Origin of the sequence: Pseudomonas protegens, from assembly GCF_013407925.2 — a bacterium.
GTDB lineage: Bacteria > Pseudomonadota > Gammaproteobacteria > Pseudomonadales > Pseudomonadaceae > Aquipseudomonas > Aquipseudomonas fluorescens_AP.
The window spans coordinates 2914564-2930251 of the sequence record NZ_CP060201.1; the positions used below are offsets into that span (position 1 = coordinate 2914564).

A 15688-nucleotide genomic window follows, 5' to 3' on the forward strand; every position below is an offset into this window, starting at 1 on the left:
CTTGCCCACCTGCCGCAGAACCGTGCGCCGCGGGTCCACAACCCCGCGTTGGAGAATTCCCAGTGAGTACACACCACCAAGCCGATCAGACACCCGTTGCCCGCTACAAGCCCTACAAGGGCCCGGCCGGTGGCTGGGGCGCCCTGATCAGCGTGGCCCAGGCCTGGCTGACCAGCGACAACGCCCTGAAGAACATCCGCATGATGCTCAAGACCAACCAGAACGGCGGCTTCGACTGCCCGGGCTGCGCCTGGGGCGACTCGCCGGAAAGCGGCATGGTCAAGTTCTGCGAGAACGGCGCCAAGGCGGTCAACTGGGAGGCCACCAAGCGCCGGGTGGACGCGGCCTTCTTCGCCAGGCACAGCGTCACTTCGCTGCTGGAACAAAGTGATTACTGGCTGGAGTACCAGGGCCGGCTGACCGAGCCGATGCGCTACGACGCCGAGACTGACCGTTACCGGCCCATCAGCTGGGAAAACGCCTTCAGCCTGATCGCCCAGCACCTGAACAACCTGCCCAGCCCGGACATGGCCGAGTTCTACACCTCGGGCCGGGCCAGCAACGAGGCGGCGTACCTGTATCAACTGTTCGTGCGCGCCTACGGCACCAACAACTTCCCCGACTGCTCGAACATGTGCCACGAGGCCAGCGGCGTGGCCCTGGCGCAGAGCGTCGGGGTCGGCAAGGGCACCGTGACCTTCGACGATTTCGAACATGCGGACGCGATTTTCGTCTGGGGCCAGAACCCCGGCACCAACCACCCGCGGATGCTCGAACCGCTGCGTGAAGCGGTGAAACGCGGCGCCCAGGTGGTCTGCGTCAACCCATTGAAGGAGCGCGGCCTGGAACGTTTCCAGCACCCGCAGAACCCAATCGAAATGCTCACCAACGGCAATCGCCCGACCAACACCGCCTACTTCCGCCCGGCCCTGGGCGGCGACATGGCGCTGCTGCGCGGCATGGCCAAGTTCCTCCTGCAGTGGGAACGCGATGCGCAGAAAGCCGGCACAGAATCGGTGTTCGACCATGACTTCCTCAACGCCCACACCGCCCACGTCCTCGATTACCTGGGCACCCTCGACGACACCCCGTGGGAGCAGATCGTCGAGCAGTCCGGCCTGACCCTGGTGGAGATCGAGCAGGCGGCGCGCATGTACGCCAAAGGCAAGAACGTGATCATGTGCTGGGCCATGGGCATCACCCAGCACCGCCACTCGGTGCCGACCATCCAGGAAATCGCCAACCTGATGCTGCTGCGCGGCAACGTCGGCAAGCCCGGCGCCGGGCTGTGCCCGGTGCGCGGCCACAGCAACGTGCAGGGCGACCGCACCATGGGCATCAACGAACGCCCGCCGGTGGCCTTCCTCGATGCCCTGGAGCGGCGCTTCCAGTTCAAAGTGCCGCGCGACAACGGCCACAACGTGGTCGAGGCGATCCACGCCATGCTCGAAGGGCGCTCCAAGGTATTCATCGGCCTGGGGGGCAACTTCGCCCAGGCCACTCCGGACAGCCCACGGACCTTCCAGGCCCTGAGCAATTGCGACCTCACCGTGCAGATCAGCACCAAGCTCAACCGCAGCCACCTGGCCCACGGCAAGGACGCGCTGATCCTGCCGTGCCTGGGCCGCACCGACATCGACCAGCAGGCCGGCGGCCCGCAAGCGGTGACCGTGGAAGACTCCTTCAGCATGGTCCACGCCTCCAATGGCCAGTTGCAGCCGCTATCGGCGCAGATGCGCTCCGAGCCGTGGATCATTGCCGGTATCGCCGCCGCGACCCTGGGCAGCCAGCCGGTGGACTGGAGCTGGCTGGCGGCGGATTACGGGCGCATTCGCGACCTGATCGCCGATACCATTCCCGGCTTCAAGGACTTCAATGAACGGCTCAAGCACCCGGGCGGTTTCTACCTGGGCAACAGCGCCGGTTCGCGCCAGTGGAACACCCCTTCGGGCCGGGCCAATTTCCGCGCCAACCTGCTGCCCAAGGACCTGATCCACGAACGCACCCGGGCCACCGGGCAACTGCCGGACCTGATCCTGCAGTCGATGCGCTCCCACGACCAGTACAACACCACCATCTACGGCCTCGATGACCGCTACCGCGGGGTCAAGGGCCAGCGCGACGTACTGTTCGCCAACGAAGCGGACATCATCCGCCTGGGCTTCAAGCCGGGACAGAAGGCCGACATCGTTTCCCTGTGGGATGACGGCCGCGAGCGTCGGGTCAAGGGCTTCACCCTGCTGGCCTTCGATATTCCGGCCGGCCAGGCCGCGGCCTACTACCCGGAAGTCAACCCGCTGGTGCCGCTGGAAAGCACCGGCGACGGCAGCCATACACCGACCTCGAAGTTCATCGCCATCCGTCTGGAGGCGGCCAGCGACAACGGCCTGATCATGGCTCGCTCGGCCTGATTCCTGGCTTGAGGGCCTCTTCGCTGGCAAGCCAGCTCCTACGGTTAGCGTGTGAATCGTAGGCGCCGGCTTGCCGGCGACAGCCGCTGCGCAGCCTGGAACCGCAGGCACAAAAAAGGCCGCTTTGCTAACAAAGCGGCCATTCCGAAGTAGCTAAAGACCGGCGAAATTCACTTAAGTTCCGTAATAAAAACAGTAAGTTACGAGATTGTGTACAACTCGTGCTATTCGTCGGATTTCGTTTGTAAGCGGCGTGGTACAGCCTCAGGATCGCGCCGTCATCCCTTTGAGGCTCCTGTATGAAGTTCTCCTCGATTCTCTTGTTGTCCCTTGGCCTGGTCAGCGGCGTCGCCTCTGCCGGTGGCACCGTTGAAGCCGGTGTGGGCGGCGCATTGGGCGGGGTTCTAGGCTCGGTGGTCGGTCAGCAGATCGGCGGCAACACCGGTTCGGCCATTGGTGCGGCCCTGGGCGGCGCCGGCGGTAGCGCGGTGGGTGCGGACAAGCGTAGCCGTGGCCAGGCGGCCATTGGCGGCGCCCTGGGCGCAGCCGGCGGCAACGTGGTGGGCCGCAGCATGGGCGGCAACTCCGGCAGCCTGATCGGTGCCGCGGCAGGCGGTGGCGCCGGCGGTGCACTGGGCAACTACATGGGCAACGAAAGCGCCCGGGAAGATCGCGACTACCGTGGCCGCGACGACCGCCGCTACTACCGCGACGGCCACCGTGGCCGTGGCCATGCCTACGGGCATCGCAAGCACCGTCACTATCGCGACTGACCCCCCGCCCTGTAGCCGCTGCCGCAGGCTGCGCACGAGGCCGCAGGCCTCGCCAAGCCAGGCGCTGCGGTGAGTCAGTTGCCACGTGGATTCAGGTTTGGCGTCTCCTGCGGAGCCGATCGCAGCCTTCGGCAGCGGCTACAAGAGCCGGTGCCGGGGTTGAGATCGAGTATCGAAGTTCACGCCAGCAGCAGGCGCTCCAGAGCCGCTCGCAACGCGGGCGGAATCGGCACCGGCTGGTTCGATCCCCGATCCACGAACACATGGACAAAACGTCCCGCCGCACAGGCATCGGCCTCTCCCGCCTTGAACACCGCCAGTTCGTATTGCACCGAACTGTTGCCCAGCTTGCCGACCCGCAGGCCGATCTCGATACGCTCGGGAAAGGCGATGGAAGCAAAGTAGTCGCAGGCCGAGCTGACCACGAATCCCACCACCTCGCCCCCATGAATATCCAGCCCGCCCTGTTCGATCAGGTAGGTATTCACCGCCGTGTCGAAGAAGCTGTAGTAGGTGACGTTATTCACATGGCCGTAGACGTCGTTGTCGTGCCAGCGGGTGATGATCGGCTGGAAGTGGCGATAGTCGCCGCGTTGCGGCATGGGCTCGGACATCGGGGCTCTCTCCCTTGGATTGCAGACCGGACGATCGGCTGATCGCCCGGCATTTCACCGCAGACGCCCAAGCCAGGGCAAACCCTTTTGCCTCCATTGCCCCGGTGGCTTGTCAGGCAGCCAGATGAGCCTCGCACCACTCACGCACCGCGGCGTAAGGGTAATCCTCCAATGCCGCGAAACCGGGAATGCTGCGGGCCTTGAGCTTGGTGAACAGCGGCACGCTGATGCCGCAGAGAAAGCGCGTCAGCCGCTCTGCTCCCGGTACATCGCCGGTGTGCTGCTGATGCCTGTGGATAAAGTCGCCACACAGCCCGTTGAAGTTTTTATCCACAAGCGCGGGCAACGCGGGTGGCTCCGGCAATCGCGCCACCTGGCCGTGACAGACCGAACAATGCCCACAACGCTGGGGCGCCTGATCGTCACCAAAATACTGCGCCAGGCGATGCCCCAGGCACTGCTCGGTGGCGAACAGGTCGAGCATGGCGTGAATCCGTGCAATCTCGCTGCCTTCATGCCGGGTGAAGTAAGCATGCAGGTCTGTGCTCAAGGCAGCGGCATCGAAGTCGGTTTGCAGCAGGCTGTAGACCTCGGTCATCTGCTTGCTTTCCAGCTCCACCCAGCCCTGCTCCTGGAAATAATCCAGGGCTTGGACCACCCGGTTGCGCGGCGCCTGGTACTGCTCGTAGAGCGCGTCGAAATTCACCGTGGCCCAGGTCCGGGCCCGGCTGGAGGTGTTGATGATGGCCTGGACAAAGTCCCGGCGCTCGCCTTCGAAACGCGCCAGCAAGGCCTCGGGCTCCAGCAGGAACTTGAAGCGGTACTCGGCGAAGTAGGCATAGCGTGGGGCGATCAGGCCCCGCAGTTCCAACTGCACCAACAGGGTCTTGAGCGGCAACTGGCGGATGTTGCTCTGGTCCGCCAGGGGCCCGAGCAGGAATTCCCACTGTCCGTCCGGCACCGACGCCTGCAATTCATCCAGCACGCAGCGGATGCCGCTCAGCTCCGGGGTGTCGCCGTAAACGAAATTCTCCAGCACGTTGAGGCTGTCGCGGTTGGCCAGCACCAGGCAGTCCGAAGGCTGGCCGTCGCGCCCGGCGCGGCCGATTTCCTGGCTGTAGTTCTCGATGGACTTGGGCAGGTCGAAGTGCACCACGTTGCGGATGTCGCTCTTGTCGATGCCCATGCCGAAGGCGATGGTGGCGACGATGCAGTGACTGCGCCCCTCCATGAACCGGCGCTGGATCGACTCGCGCTGCTCGTGGGGCAGACCCGCGTGGTACGCCTCGGCAGCGATGCCCTGGCGGCTCAAGTGCTCGGCGATCTGCTCGGCGGTCTTTTGCAGCGTCACGTAGACAATGCTCGGCTGCCCGGCCCGTTCACCCATCCACTGCACCAGGCGCCGGCGCTTGTCCGCGCCGCGCACCGGCTCCACCAGCAGGTTGAGGTTGGGCCGGTAGAAGCCGGTGGTCACCACGTCGGCGGCGTCGATGGCGAACTTGGCCTGCATGTCGGCGATCACCTTGGGCGTCGCCGTGGCCGTGAGCAACAGGGCCTGGGGAATGTTGAACTGGCGCTGGTAGTCCGGCAGTTTCAGGTAGTCGGGGCGGAAGTTGTGGCCCCATTCGGAGATGCAGTGAGCCTCATCCACCACCAGCAGGGAGATGGGCACCTGCTGCAAAAAATTGCGGAAGCGCTCGTTCTTCAAACGCTCCACCGAGATCATCAGGATCTTCAACTCACCGGAGCGGGCCCGAGCCATGACGTCGTTGGCTGCATCGCGGCTCTGGGCCGAATCGATGCTGGCGGCGACGATGCCGTGACGCTGGAGGAAGGCCAACTGATCCTGCATCAAAGCCAGCAGCGGCGAGACCACCAGGGTCAGGTGCGGCAGCAGCAGGGCCGGCAATTGGTAGCACAGGGACTTGCCCGAGCCGGTGGGAAAGATCGCCGCCGCCGAGCGTCCGGCCAGCACCGCGCTGACCGCGGCCTCCTGGCCCGGACGAAACTGTGGATAACCGAAGACCTGTTCGAGGGTGCTGTGCATAAGGGTCACTCCTTTGACCGCTGACCTGTGTTGAAGCCTAGCGGCACAGGTCGGCGGGTCGAGAAAAGGTCGCGCAAAAACGGATACCGGATGATACCGGGCGATAGCGCTTTGCCTCACAAGCCCGTCCGCAGGAACCGGCTGATCGGCAAAGGAGACAGCAGGACCTAACGCAGGCTCCGACAGTCCAGCCATTGCACGCCGTTGTGCCGATTGGCCTCAAGCAGTGCCGGCACCGCCTGGACGGCCTTGGCGTGGGTGTCATGAAACAGAATGATGCCGCGGCGCCAGAGCAGCATCAGGGTCTGCACCCGCTGGGTGGCGGCCGTGGCGCTGACCTTCTTGCTCCAGTCCTGGGAGTCGATGTTCCACAGCATCAGTTGCAACCCCTGAGCCTTGAAGAACCCGGCGCTGTCGCTGCGGCGCTGGCCGTAGGGCGGGCGAAACACGGGCTGGTACTGGTCCGCCAGCGTGCGATTGACCAGGTTGGCGCTGTGGATCACCGAGTTCTGCCACTCGCGCCATGAGGCGTGGGACTTGTGCTCCCAGCCGTGTATGCCCACGCACTGGCCGTCATACAGCTCGCGCATCTGCAAGGCCGAGGACTGGCTCAGGCGCGCCTGGAACGAGTCCCCCAGCACAAAGAACAGGCTGTGCAGATCCTGGGCACGCAACACATCGATCAATGGGTCGGTACGACCACCGCGCGCACTCGGGCCGTCATCGAAGGTCAGCAGAAACTGCCGGTCCGCCAGCTCGTCCCCCAACTGCTCCGCCGGATCCATACGCTGGATCTCGCTGCTGACCGTGGGAAACAGCGCCGCCAAACGCAACTGCTCGTTCAGGTACTGCTGGTGAAACACCGCGCTGGCCTCGGCCCAGCGCTCATAGCTGGCCTTGCTGCCTGCGGTGAGGCTGGCCACCAACTGCCGCAGCTCACCCAGGTTGCGCACCGGCAGGCAGAACGGCATGCCCTCGCAGTCCTGGCTGGCCAGGCGATAGTTGTTCAGCAACAGTTCCCAGAAGCGCTGACGCACCTGATTCACCGATTTCAGGTCCAGCTGCCTGACGCCCAGCCGCTGCTTCAGGGCCGGCTCGTCCAAGGCTTCACTGTCCAGCAGGGCCTTGCCGAACATCAGAATCTCGCCCCGTGACGCCGTGTCGAAATCCTCAGTACGGGTCAGGGCTTTCGGCCAGCCACTGCGGTCGATGGTGGCGAACATCTGCGGCCCGGCCGCCTGGGCCACGCCGCCGGACAGGCACAGCGCCAGCAACCAGGGGAAAACACGAAATCGCATATCAACCTCCATAAATGCACAACGCGCCACTGCCGGCGCGTTGTGGAGATAACGTCTGCCTGTGTGCTCAGCGGTTTTGCAGCCGCTCTATGGCCTTGTCGTACACCGGGTTGGCCTTCTGCTCCCGGGCTTTTTGGTAGTGCTCCAGCGCCGTGTCCAACTGCCCGGCGTCCTCGTAGATACGCGCCATGTCGTAGTAGGCACTGGCGCGAATGGTCGATGCGGCCGGGCCGCTGGCCAGGGCGATGGCCTTGCGGTCCGCGGCGATGGCGTCGTCGGGGCGACTGTTCTTGCGATTGGCCAGGGCCAGGTTGCTGTAGGCCTGGGCAAAGCCCGGCTCGAGCTCGATGGCTTCGCTGTAGAAGATCCGCGCCCCGCCGAAATCGCCCTTGCGGTAGGACTCCTCGCCCTTGAGGTTGAGGCTCTTGGCATCCACCGGCCCGAAGTCCTTGCCCACCACTTCATCGATGGACTTGGTAGTTTCCAGCAGCGGGTCGAGCGCGCTCATGACCGATTCCGGCTCCTCGCTGCCTAGCAGCAGCCGATCGATGTCCTGCAAACGGCCATCGGCGGTCAGGCGAAACACCACCCACAGATTGCCCTTGCGGTTCTGCGGCACGCGGTAGCTGCGGATCAGCGCAGCGCCTTTATAGACAAAGACCCGCGCCTGGCTGCGGCCCAGGCGCAAGGCTTCGTAGGTGGTGCTGTTGGTGAAGTCGTGCACGGCAAAAACGTAGGCGTCGCCCGGCACACGCTGGTCGATGGTGATGGTTTCCGGCCGGCTGCTGTCGCTGCTGTCCGATTCCAGGCGAGCTCCGGGCCCCTTGCCGGTGGCGAAGTACAACAGCTTGTGGGGATAACTCAGATGGGCATCGAGGTCCTCCCCCGGCGCGCTCCAGCTCAGCACTATCCGCAGGCTTTCCGGGTTGTCCAGCAGCGGACTCAGGGCGTAATTCAACCCCTGGCACGGGCACTTGACCCGCAGGTCGGCGTAGCCGGCTTTACGGATCAGCAACTCACTGGCCGGAGAATCGGCCACCTGGGCCGTCAGGGTGACCCGGCCCTGGGCGTCGGTGCTGCCTGCAACCTGAGTCGTGCCCTGTTGCAGCTGCACCTGGGCATTGGCCAGCGGCGCGCCCTTGGCCAGCGCGTCCAGCACCTGAATCGACAACGCCTGAGCCTGTACCGAGCCCGCCAGCATCCCTAGCCACAACAGCGCCGCGAGGCGAAAAAAAGCCATAACAAAATCCCTGTAGATAAGGGTGACCGGGCCTCTGTCCCGGCCCACCAGCCAGCGGCGAACCATACACAGTTTTGCCCGGCAATGCTCGGTCCAAGCCGGGAAATAGCGGGCGAAAAGACCCTGACGCCATCTGGCAATGAGCGGTTTGCACGGCCGTCCGTTGAGGTACAACACTGCCGGAGAATCGCCGTACACTGCCTCCTCTCAAACCCCCGCAAGTGAACCCGACCATGCAACTGGCCCCCGGTTTTCCCGACGACCTCGCCATGCGCCAACTGCTGCAGTTGCTGCACGAAGAAATCGGCCTGCCCGAACGCAAGACCCTGCGCCTGAGCACCGCCATCAACCTCGACCTGGGCTGCGACGGCGCCGACGCCCGGCATTTGCTGCAGGCCCTGGAGGAGCAGTTCGGCATCGATTTTGTCGACTTCGACAGCTATCGCTACTTCCAGCCAGAAGGCTTCGACCCGTTTCAGAAACGCCGGGCCAAGGGCCGGGGCGACAAGGTGCCGCTGACCATCGGCATGCTGTACCAGGCGATCAGGCAACAGCGCTGGGATACCCGGGTGCTGGAAGCGCTCTGACCCCGGCAGGGTCAAATTCACCGCCGAACAACATTCGCGGCAACAGCCCGACCCGCCAGGGAACAAACTGGCACACCCGAATATAAGTGCTAATATTCTGGCAGTTCTAGCAACAAAGCCCAGGAATAATGGCACATGGCTAAGAAGACCGCCCCACTCCTGCCCGCCACAAGCAAGCTGCTGGATGCCTTTGGCGAACGCCTGAAACTGGCTCGACTGCGGCGCAAGCTGACCGCCAAGCAAGTGGCCGAACGCGCGGGCATGTCACTGACCACACTGCGCTCCCTGGAATCGGGCGGGTCCGGCGTGACCATGGGTGCGTACCTGTCGGTGATGCAGGTGCTGGGGCTGGAAAAGGACCTGGAGCAACTGGCAGCCCGCGATGAGCTGGGCCGCCAGCTGCAAGATGCCCGGCTCTTGCCGGGAGACAACAACGCACCAGGCAAAGCACGCCGCGCCCCCAGCCTGCGTTCGACCAAGTCGCCTGCTGCCGGCCTGACCCTGCATGAAGCCGCGGCCGAGCCGCCCCCCCCAGCGCCGCCCTCGGCGGACTTTCCGATCAATACCCAGTCGCTGAGCAGCCTGCTGCAGCCCACGAAAAAGCCCGCGCCAAGGATGGATGAGCCATGACCCTGATCGCCGTCTATGCCGACTGGCAATCCTTGGGCGGGCCAAGGCGCCTGGGCTGGCTGCATGTCGGGACCGTCCGCGCTGCCAGCGTCTTCGAGTTCGAATATGACCCCGCCGCGCTGCTCGATCCCGAGCTGACCCGCATTGCCCTGGACCCGCGCATCGGGCGATTCGCCGGCCGGCAATTCAGCGGCCAGCAGCAAAACCGCTTTGGCGTGTTTGCCGACTCAAGCCCCGATCGCTGGGGCCATCTGCTGATGCAACGCCGGCTGGAACGGGACATCCGCGAAGGCCTGGCGCCCGCCGGCACCCGCCTGCAGGACGCCGACCTGCTGCTGGGCGTGCACGATCTGTATCGCGTCGGCGCCCTGCGTTACCGCCTCGATGACCAAGGCCCGTTCCTGGACGATCGCGACGGCCTCGCGGCGCCACCCTTCGTCGAACTGCGGGCCCTGGAACAGGCCAGCCGCGCCCTGGAAAAGGATCCGCACAACAGCGCCGCCGACGGCGGCCAATGGCTGCGCATGCTGATCGCCCCGGGGGGATCACTGGGCGGCGCCCGCCCCAAAGCCAGCGTCGCCGACGACAAGGGCCACCTGTGGATCGCCAAGTTTCCCAGCGTCCGCGACGAACATGACGTCGGCGCCTGGGAGATGCTCCTCAACGCCTTGGCCAGCCACTGCGGCTTGCGGGTTCCCGAGGCCATGGCGCAGCGCTTCGCCAGCGACCAGCACTGTTTCATGGTCAAGCGCTTCGACCGTACCGAAGCGGGCGGCCGGCTGCACTTTGCCTCGGCCATGACCCTCACCGATCGCAGCGACGGCGACGACGCCTCCACCGGCGCCAGCTACCTGGAACTGGCCGAAGTGCTGATCGCCCATGGCGCGCAAACCCGTGCCGATCTGCGTGAACTGTGGTCGCGCATGGTCTTCAACCTGCTGGTGTCCAACAGCGACGACCACCTGCGCAACCATGGCTTCATGCTCGAACCCGGGCGCGGCTGGCGCCTGTCCCCGGCCTACGACATGAACCCCTGCGCCCACGCCAGCGGGCTGAAACTCAACATCAGCGAAGCCGACAATGCACTGGACCTTGAACTGGCACGGGAAGTAGCGGCCTATTTCCGCCTCGGTCGTGCAGAGGCGGAAGGCATCATCGAACACTGCCAGAGCGTGGTTCGCCAATGGCCCACCCTGGCCCAGGCCCTTGGGCTGTCACGGCGTGAACAAGAACGCATGGCCCCGGCGTTTCGACTCGCACAGCAGTAAACAGCACGGCCGTTGGGCTCCGCCAACCCGTCAATCGACAAGGACAGTCAGTGGACGTATTGATGGGCTTGCTCGCCGCCCTCCTGTGGGGCGGCACTGATTTTCTCGTGGGGCTCAACGTCCGCGCCGTGGGCGTGAAACGTGCGGTGTTCTTCAAGGAGCGGCTGACGGCGGTGCAAGTGACCGGCGTGGTGCTGGTGTTGCTGGGGGCCTTGGTGTTGCACCTGAAGACGTGAAGCGAACGGCTATTCGCAGCCGATAAAAGACCTGCCCTACAGAGTGCGTCGAATTGGGCTGATGGAGCCCCCTGAGCGATCGAGCCTATAGTTCGGACATCGCTGAAAATTTCAGCGAGCGGGCTTGGTCACCCGAGAACAGCAAAACGCACTACACCTCACGAGTGCATCCGTTTAAGACCTAAAGTGACCCATCCCATGAACGCAATGAACCTTGATCGAACCCGCTATCAACCGCTCAAGAGCAATTTCACCAACACTGCGACCCTAGTAATCGATACTCAGGCCGATGCCCTGGACCTGCATAGCTGCGCAAGACAACGCCTACGGGCGGCCTCCGACTTACTGGAAACCCTCACCTGCCTGAGCTTTGATCAGGCGGACAGCAAAGACACCACCCATGTCGTCAACGCGCTTTATCTGTTGGTGCAGGACGGCTGTGATCTGTTGGAACACGCCCACTTGCGCATGCCCTGAGCCGCTCCGATCTCAAATAGCAGGTACAAAAAAGCCGCCCCGAAGGGCGGCTTTTTCATCGCAGGTCGAAGCTTACAGCTTAGGACCTGCCGCCTTGATCGCGTCGCTCACGTCGAACTTCTTGAAGTTCTCGATGAACAGGCCGGCCAGGGCCTTGGCGGCTTCGTCGTAGGCAGCTTTGTCAGCCCAGGTGTTGCGTGGGTTGAGCAGGCCGGTTTCGACGCCCGGTACGGCTTTGGGCACGTCCAGGTTGATGATGTCCAGGTGCTCGGTCTCGGCACCGATCAGCGCGCCGCTCTGGATCGCTGCAATCACGCCACGGGTGGTGGGGATGTTGAAGCGTTTGCCCACGCCGTAGCCACCGCCGGTCCAGCCGGTGTTGACCAGGTAGACCTTGGAGCCAAAGCCGCGGATGCGCTTGATCAGCAGCTCGGCGTATTCGCCGGCCGGACGCGGGAAGAACGGGGCGCCGAAGCAGGTGGAGAAGGTCGACTTGATGCCCGAGCCCGAACCCATTTCAGTCGAGCCCACCAGAGCGGTGTAGCCGGACAGGAAGTGGTAGGCGGCTTGTTCTTCGCTGAGGATCGACACCGGTGGCAGTACGCCGGTCAGGTCGCAGGTCAGGAAGATCACCGCGTTAGGCTCGCCACCGAGGTTTTTCGGTGCGCGTTTTTCGATCAGCTCGCGCGGGTAAGCGGCGCGGCTGTTCTGGGTCAGGCTGTCGTCGGAGTAGTCGGCTTTCTTGGTGACCGGGTCGATCACCACGTTTTCCAGTACGGCGCCGTGCTGGATGGCTTTCCAGATCACCGGCTCGTTCTTCTCCGACAGGTCGATGCACTTGGCATAGCAACCGCCTTCGATGTTGAACACCACGCCCACGCCCCAGCCGTGTTCGTCGTCACCGATCAGGTAACGGCTTTCGTCGGCGGACAGAGTGGTCTTGCCGGTGCCCGACAGACCGAAGAACAGGGTCACGTCGCCTTCTTCGCCCATGTTGGCGGCGCAGTGCATTGGCAGCACGTCGGCAGCTGGCAGCAGGAAGTTCTGCACGGAGAACAGGGCTTTCTTCATTTCACCGGCGTAGCGCATGCCGGCGATCAGCACTTTCTTGGCCGCGAAGTTGAGGATCACGGTGCCGTCGGAGTTGGTGCCGTCACGCTCAGGCTCGCAAACGAAGTTCGGGGCGTTGAGGATCTGCCACTCGTCTTTGCCACCGGCGTTGTACTGCTCGGGGTTGATGAACAGGCAACGGCCGAACAGGTTGTGCCAGGCAGTTTCGGTGGTCATTTTCACTGGCAGGTAGTGCGCCGGATCGGAACCTACATGCACGTGGGAAACAAAACGCTCGCGCTCGCCCAGGTAGGCTTCAACGCGGTCCCACAGGGCGTCGAACTTGGCCGCCGGGAACTTGCGGTTGATCGGGCCCCAGGCGATAGCGTCCTGGGTGGTGGGCTCTTCAACGATGAAACGGTCCACTGGCGAACGGCCGGTACGATGACCGGTGCGAACCACCAGAGCGCCGGTATCGGCCAGTTCGCCCTCACCGCGGTTCAGGGCTTCTTTGACCAGATCATCCACACTCAGATCGGTGTACACGGCGTTATTGGCTTGCGTCATGAGGTTCCCCGTCGGCCAGTGGCCGAGTGCTCCAAACGTTTTGTAGTAGAAACTCGCGCACTACTACCGCGAAAAAAGTGCGCCGGATTATGCCAGAAAAGCCCAAAAATAGTAGGGTCCTCCCGTCAGTACGGCGTAATTCCGGCGTTTGCCAGGTGATTTACCTGCGCTGAACCGTTTTAGTGACGAGTATCTGACGGCGTGTCGACGCCCGCACCGGCAAACAATTGCGTGATATCGGCGGCATCGAACAGGTAGCGCTCGTTGCAGAACTGGCAATCGATCTCGATGCTGCCGCCATGTTCCACCACCAGCTCCTGAGCATCTTCGAGCCCCAGGCTGACCAGCGCATTGCCCGAACGCTCGCGGGAGCAGCTGCAGCGGAAGCGCAGCGGTTGCACGTCGAACAGGCGCACGGCTTCTTCGTGGTACAGGCGGTGCAGCACGGTTTCGTTGTCCAGGCTCAGCAGTTCATCGGCGGTCAAAGTGCTGGCCAGGGCAGTGAGGTGCTGCCAGTTGGCTTCGCGTTCTTCCGGATCGCGCAGGCGGTCGGCAGGCAGTTGTTGCAGGAGCAGGCCGCGGGCATTGCGGCCGTCGGCGTAAAGCCAGAAACGGGTGCCGGTCTGCTGCGACATGACGAAGTAGTTGGTGAAGCATTCGGCCAGGGTGGCGCCGTCCAGGTCGACGATGCCCTGGTAACGCTGGCCCTGGGTCGGGTCCACGGTCAGGGCCAGGACGCCATTGGGCATCATGTCGGCAAGGGTCGCGTCAGGGGCGATCTGCGACGCGTCGTAGCGGGCCAGGCCGCGGATTTCGCGGTTGCTGGAGCACTCGATCATCAGCAACGGCACCGGGCCTTCGGAGCGGGCCTGGAGAATCAGCAAGCCATCGAACTTCAAGGTGCCAACCAGCAACGACGCCGCCGCCATCAGCTCGCCGAGCAGCTGTGCCACCGGCTCGGGATAGGCGTGTTTGGCGAGGACTTCAGCGTAACTGCGCTCCAGCGCCACCAGCTCGCCGCGGGCGTCGCTCTCATCAAAGATGAAGCGTTGAGTGAAGTCGGTATCCGGCAAATCAGTCATAGGTCTGGGTATCTGAATGATGACAAAAAGGTTACAAGCACCGAAAATTACGGTTTTGCACCATAAGGGTGCAGTTTTTGCGGTGATTGGAGATATTTTATGAACAATCCGGGTTTGTTCCAAGCAAGGTGGAACCTCGGCAAGCTGGTTCTGTGCAATTTACTCCCTTTGGCCCTGCTGGGATTCTGGTTGTGGCCGACCGGGCAGATGTACTGCCTGATGTTCGACGAGTGGCTGTTCCGTCACCTCAACACTCCCCTGGCAACCAACCCCACCTGGCTGCACATCTGGGCCGTGGCCAGCCTGCGCCCCTTCGATATCGTGGTGGGGCTGATCATGCTCGGCCTGCTGATTCGCGGTGACTGGGTGTTCAAGGCAGTGGACGTGCGCCGGGCGTTTTTCGGCTTCCTGTCGATCCTGATTCTTATGGTGGTGATTCGCGCGCTGTTTTCCAAGTTGGTGGCCGTCATGAACTGGCAACACAACAGCCCGTCCATGGTGCTTGAAGGCGCCGTGCACATGAGCGACTACTTCCCGGGTTGGGAAAAAACCTGGGAGCTCAAGGACCGCTCCAGCCAGAGCTTCCCCGGCGACCATGCCTCGGTGCTACTGATCTGGGGCCTGTTCATGGGGATCTTCAGCCGCAGCGTCGGCCAGTTCCTGATCGTCTGGGGCCTGACCCTGCTGTTCATGATGCCGCGCCTGGTGGCAGGCGCGCATTGGGGCCAGGACGACTACATCGGCGGCGTGCTGCTGGCGGTGCTGGCCCTGGGCTGGGGCTACTACACGCCGTATGCGGCGCGGATGTCGAACTTCCTGCTGCGCCTGACGCACCCGCTGTTCAAGCTGATGACCCGGATGCCGGTGCTCTCGCGCATGAACGTGGTCCGTGCCAGCAGCCTGCTGCGCTGATCAGACCTTGTAGGAGCCGGCTTGCCGGCGAATGGGCCCTCGAAGGACGCCTTCGCCGGCAAGCCGGCTCCTACGCTTTCATTCGTGGCTGCTGCCGTGGAATTTGAATAGATCACGGCGCTGTTTCTTGCTCGGTTTGCCGTCGGTGCTGACCCCCAGGGCGCCAGCCTTGCGCTGGGCCGCCGCGGTTTCACGCTTGGCGATGCTGGCTTCGGTTTCCGTGTAGAGCGTCTGCGCTTCGGGCGCGCCACGACGGACGATGGACAGGGCCTGGACCACCACGGTGCGCTCGTCAAAGCCGGCGCGAATCTGGTACTCATCGCCGACCCGCGGCTCCTTGCCCGGCTTGCAGCGTTCGCCACGGTGATGCACCTTGCCACTTTCGATGGCCGCCTTGGCCAGGGCGCGGGTCTTGTAGAAGCGCGCCGCCCACAGCCATTTATCCAGACGAACCTTGTCCTCTTCTTCCTGCTTGTGCGCCACTGGAATTCCTCTT

General features: G+C 63.7%; 14 protein-coding genes and 1 pseudogene. 8 read left to right on the forward strand and 7 right to left on the reverse strand.

Annotated features, from left to right (window positions below; all coding sequences use genetic code 11):
- Window positions 1–62 precede the first annotated feature (62 nt).
- Both GGI48_RS13430 and GGI48_RS13435 read left to right on the forward strand, forming a co-directional pair.
- The gene (locus tag GGI48_RS13430) at window positions 63–2411 is read left to right on the forward strand and encodes an FdhF/YdeP family oxidoreductase (protein ID WP_179598682.1); all 2349 of its coding nucleotides are present in this window, start codon (window positions 63–65) and stop codon (window positions 2409–2411) included.
- Window positions 2412–2710: 299 nt separating this feature from the next.
- A complete protein-coding gene (locus GGI48_RS13435) occupies window positions 2711–3184 on the forward strand; it encodes a YMGG-like glycine zipper-containing protein (RefSeq protein WP_047301004.1) in 474 nt (157 codons plus the stop codon).
- Between the two features lie 179 nt (window positions 3185–3363).
- Here the strand turns inward: GGI48_RS13435 and GGI48_RS13440 are convergent, their stop codons facing one another.
- The 4 genes from GGI48_RS13440 to GGI48_RS13455 form a co-directional block, all read right to left on the reverse strand.
- A complete protein-coding gene (locus tag GGI48_RS13440; RefSeq protein ID WP_047301002.1) occupies window positions 3364–3798 on the reverse strand; it encodes an acyl-CoA thioesterase in 435 nt (144 codons plus the stop codon).
- A 112-nt stretch (window positions 3799–3910) separates the two neighbouring features.
- Window positions 3911–5845: an ATP-dependent DNA helicase RecQ gene (locus GGI48_RS13445; protein ID WP_179598684.1), complete on the reverse strand. Its 1935-nt coding sequence runs from the start codon at window positions 5843–5845 to the stop codon at window positions 3911–3913.
- 167 nt (window positions 5846–6012) lie between these two features.
- Entirely contained in the window at window positions 6013–7143 is a 1131-nt protein-coding gene (locus tag GGI48_RS13450) for a polysaccharide deacetylase family protein (protein ID WP_179598686.1), read from the reverse strand.
- Between the two features lie 67 nt (window positions 7144–7210).
- Window positions 7211–8383 carry a YfaP family protein gene (locus tag GGI48_RS13455; RefSeq protein ID WP_179598688.1) on the reverse strand — a complete coding sequence of 391 codons (1173 nt, stop codon included), beginning with the start codon at window positions 8381–8383 and terminating at the stop codon, window positions 7211–7213.
- A 233-nt stretch (window positions 8384–8616) separates the two neighbouring features.
- On the opposite strand from GGI48_RS13455, the gene GGI48_RS13460 reads away from it, so the two are divergent.
- The 5 genes and pseudogenes from GGI48_RS13460 to GGI48_RS13480 all read left to right on the forward strand — a co-directional run bounded on the left by GGI48_RS13460 (window position 8617) and on the right by GGI48_RS13480 (window position 11581).
- On the forward strand, window positions 8617–8970 hold the full coding sequence (locus GGI48_RS13460) for a DUF1493 family protein (protein ID WP_179598690.1): 354 nt from the start codon (window positions 8617–8619) through the stop codon (window positions 8968–8970).
- A 135-nt stretch (window positions 8971–9105) separates the two neighbouring features.
- Window positions 9106–9600 carry a helix-turn-helix domain-containing protein gene (locus GGI48_RS13465; protein WP_179598691.1) on the forward strand — a complete coding sequence of 165 codons (495 nt, stop codon included), beginning with the start codon at window positions 9106–9108 and terminating at the stop codon, window positions 9598–9600.
- On the forward strand, window positions 9597–10868 hold the full coding sequence (locus tag GGI48_RS13470; protein WP_179598693.1) for a type II toxin-antitoxin system HipA family toxin: 1272 nt from the start codon (window positions 9597–9599) through the stop codon (window positions 10866–10868). Before GGI48_RS13465 ends, GGI48_RS13470 begins: the two co-directional genes overlap by 4 nt.
- 62 nt (window positions 10869–10930) lie before the next feature.
- Window positions 10931–11027 (forward strand): annotated as a pseudogene (locus GGI48_RS13475) (EamA family transporter); the annotation flags it as partial.
- A gap of 275 nt (window positions 11028–11302) precedes the next feature.
- Window positions 11303–11581: a hypothetical protein gene (locus GGI48_RS13480; protein WP_179598695.1), complete on the forward strand. Its 279-nt coding sequence runs from the start codon at window positions 11303–11305 to the stop codon at window positions 11579–11581.
- A 72-nt stretch (window positions 11582–11653) separates the two neighbouring features.
- Here GGI48_RS13480 and GGI48_RS13485 read toward each other — a convergent pair whose 3' ends face one another.
- Both GGI48_RS13485 and hslO read right to left on the reverse strand, forming a co-directional pair.
- A complete protein-coding gene (locus GGI48_RS13485) occupies window positions 11654–13198 on the reverse strand; it encodes a phosphoenolpyruvate carboxykinase (RefSeq protein WP_179598697.1) in 1545 nt (514 codons plus the stop codon).
- A gap of 179 nt (window positions 13199–13377) precedes the next feature.
- Window positions 13378–14280, reverse strand: a complete 903-nt coding sequence (gene hslO, locus GGI48_RS13490; protein ID WP_016966988.1) for an Hsp33 family molecular chaperone HslO — start codon at window positions 14278–14280, stop codon at window positions 13378–13380.
- A 99-nt stretch (window positions 14281–14379) separates the two neighbouring features.
- On the opposite strand from hslO, the gene GGI48_RS13495 reads away from it, so the two are divergent.
- Window positions 14380–15192 (forward strand): phosphatase PAP2 family protein, encoded by an 813-nt coding sequence (locus GGI48_RS13495; RefSeq protein ID WP_179598699.1) that lies wholly within the window; start codon window positions 14380–14382, stop codon window positions 15190–15192.
- Window positions 15193–15270: 78 nt separating this feature from the next.
- On the opposite strand, the gene GGI48_RS13500 is transcribed toward GGI48_RS13495, so the two are convergent.
- Window positions 15271–15675 (reverse strand): RNA-binding S4 domain-containing protein, encoded by a 405-nt coding sequence (locus GGI48_RS13500; protein WP_016966989.1) that lies wholly within the window; start codon window positions 15673–15675, stop codon window positions 15271–15273.
- Between the last annotated feature and the right edge of the window lie 13 nt (window positions 15676–15688).

Excerpts from the sequence above, each read along its gene's own strand:
- GGI48_RS13455 (WP_179598688.1), bottom strand. The coding sequence starts at position 8,383 with ATGGCTTTTTTTCGCCTCGCGGCGCTGTTGTGGCTAGGGATGCTGGCG.
- GGI48_RS13465 (WP_179598691.1), top strand. The coding sequence starts at position 9,106 with ATGGCTAAGAAGACCGCCCCACTCCTGCCCGCCACAAGCAAGCTGCTG.
- hslO (WP_016966988.1), bottom strand. The coding sequence starts at position 14,280 with ATGACTGATTTGCCGGATACCGACTTCACTCAACGCTTCATCTTTGAT.
- GGI48_RS13435 (WP_047301004.1), top strand. The coding sequence starts at position 2,711 with ATGAAGTTCTCCTCGATTCTCTTGTTGTCCCTTGGCCTGGTCAGCGGC.
- GGI48_RS13470 (WP_179598693.1), top strand. The coding sequence starts at position 9,597 with ATGACCCTGATCGCCGTCTATGCCGACTGGCAATCCTTGGGCGGGCCA.
- GGI48_RS13480 (WP_179598695.1), top strand. The coding sequence starts at position 11,303 with ATGAACGCAATGAACCTTGATCGAACCCGCTATCAACCGCTCAAGAGC.
- GGI48_RS13450 (WP_179598686.1), bottom strand. The coding sequence starts at position 7,143 with ATGCGATTTCGTGTTTTCCCCTGGTTGCTGGCGCTGTGCCTGTCCGGC.
- GGI48_RS13460 (WP_179598690.1), top strand. The coding sequence starts at position 8,617 with ATGCAACTGGCCCCCGGTTTTCCCGACGACCTCGCCATGCGCCAACTG.
- GGI48_RS13440 (WP_047301002.1), bottom strand. The coding sequence starts at position 3,798 with ATGTCCGAGCCCATGCCGCAACGCGGCGACTATCGCCACTTCCAGCCG.
- GGI48_RS13445 (WP_179598684.1), bottom strand. The coding sequence starts at position 5,845 with ATGCACAGCACCCTCGAACAGGTCTTCGGTTATCCACAGTTTCGTCCG.
- GGI48_RS13495 (WP_179598699.1), top strand. The coding sequence starts at position 14,380 with ATGAACAATCCGGGTTTGTTCCAAGCAAGGTGGAACCTCGGCAAGCTG.
- GGI48_RS13485 (WP_179598697.1), bottom strand. The coding sequence starts at position 13,198 with ATGACGCAAGCCAATAACGCCGTGTACACCGATCTGAGTGTGGATGAT.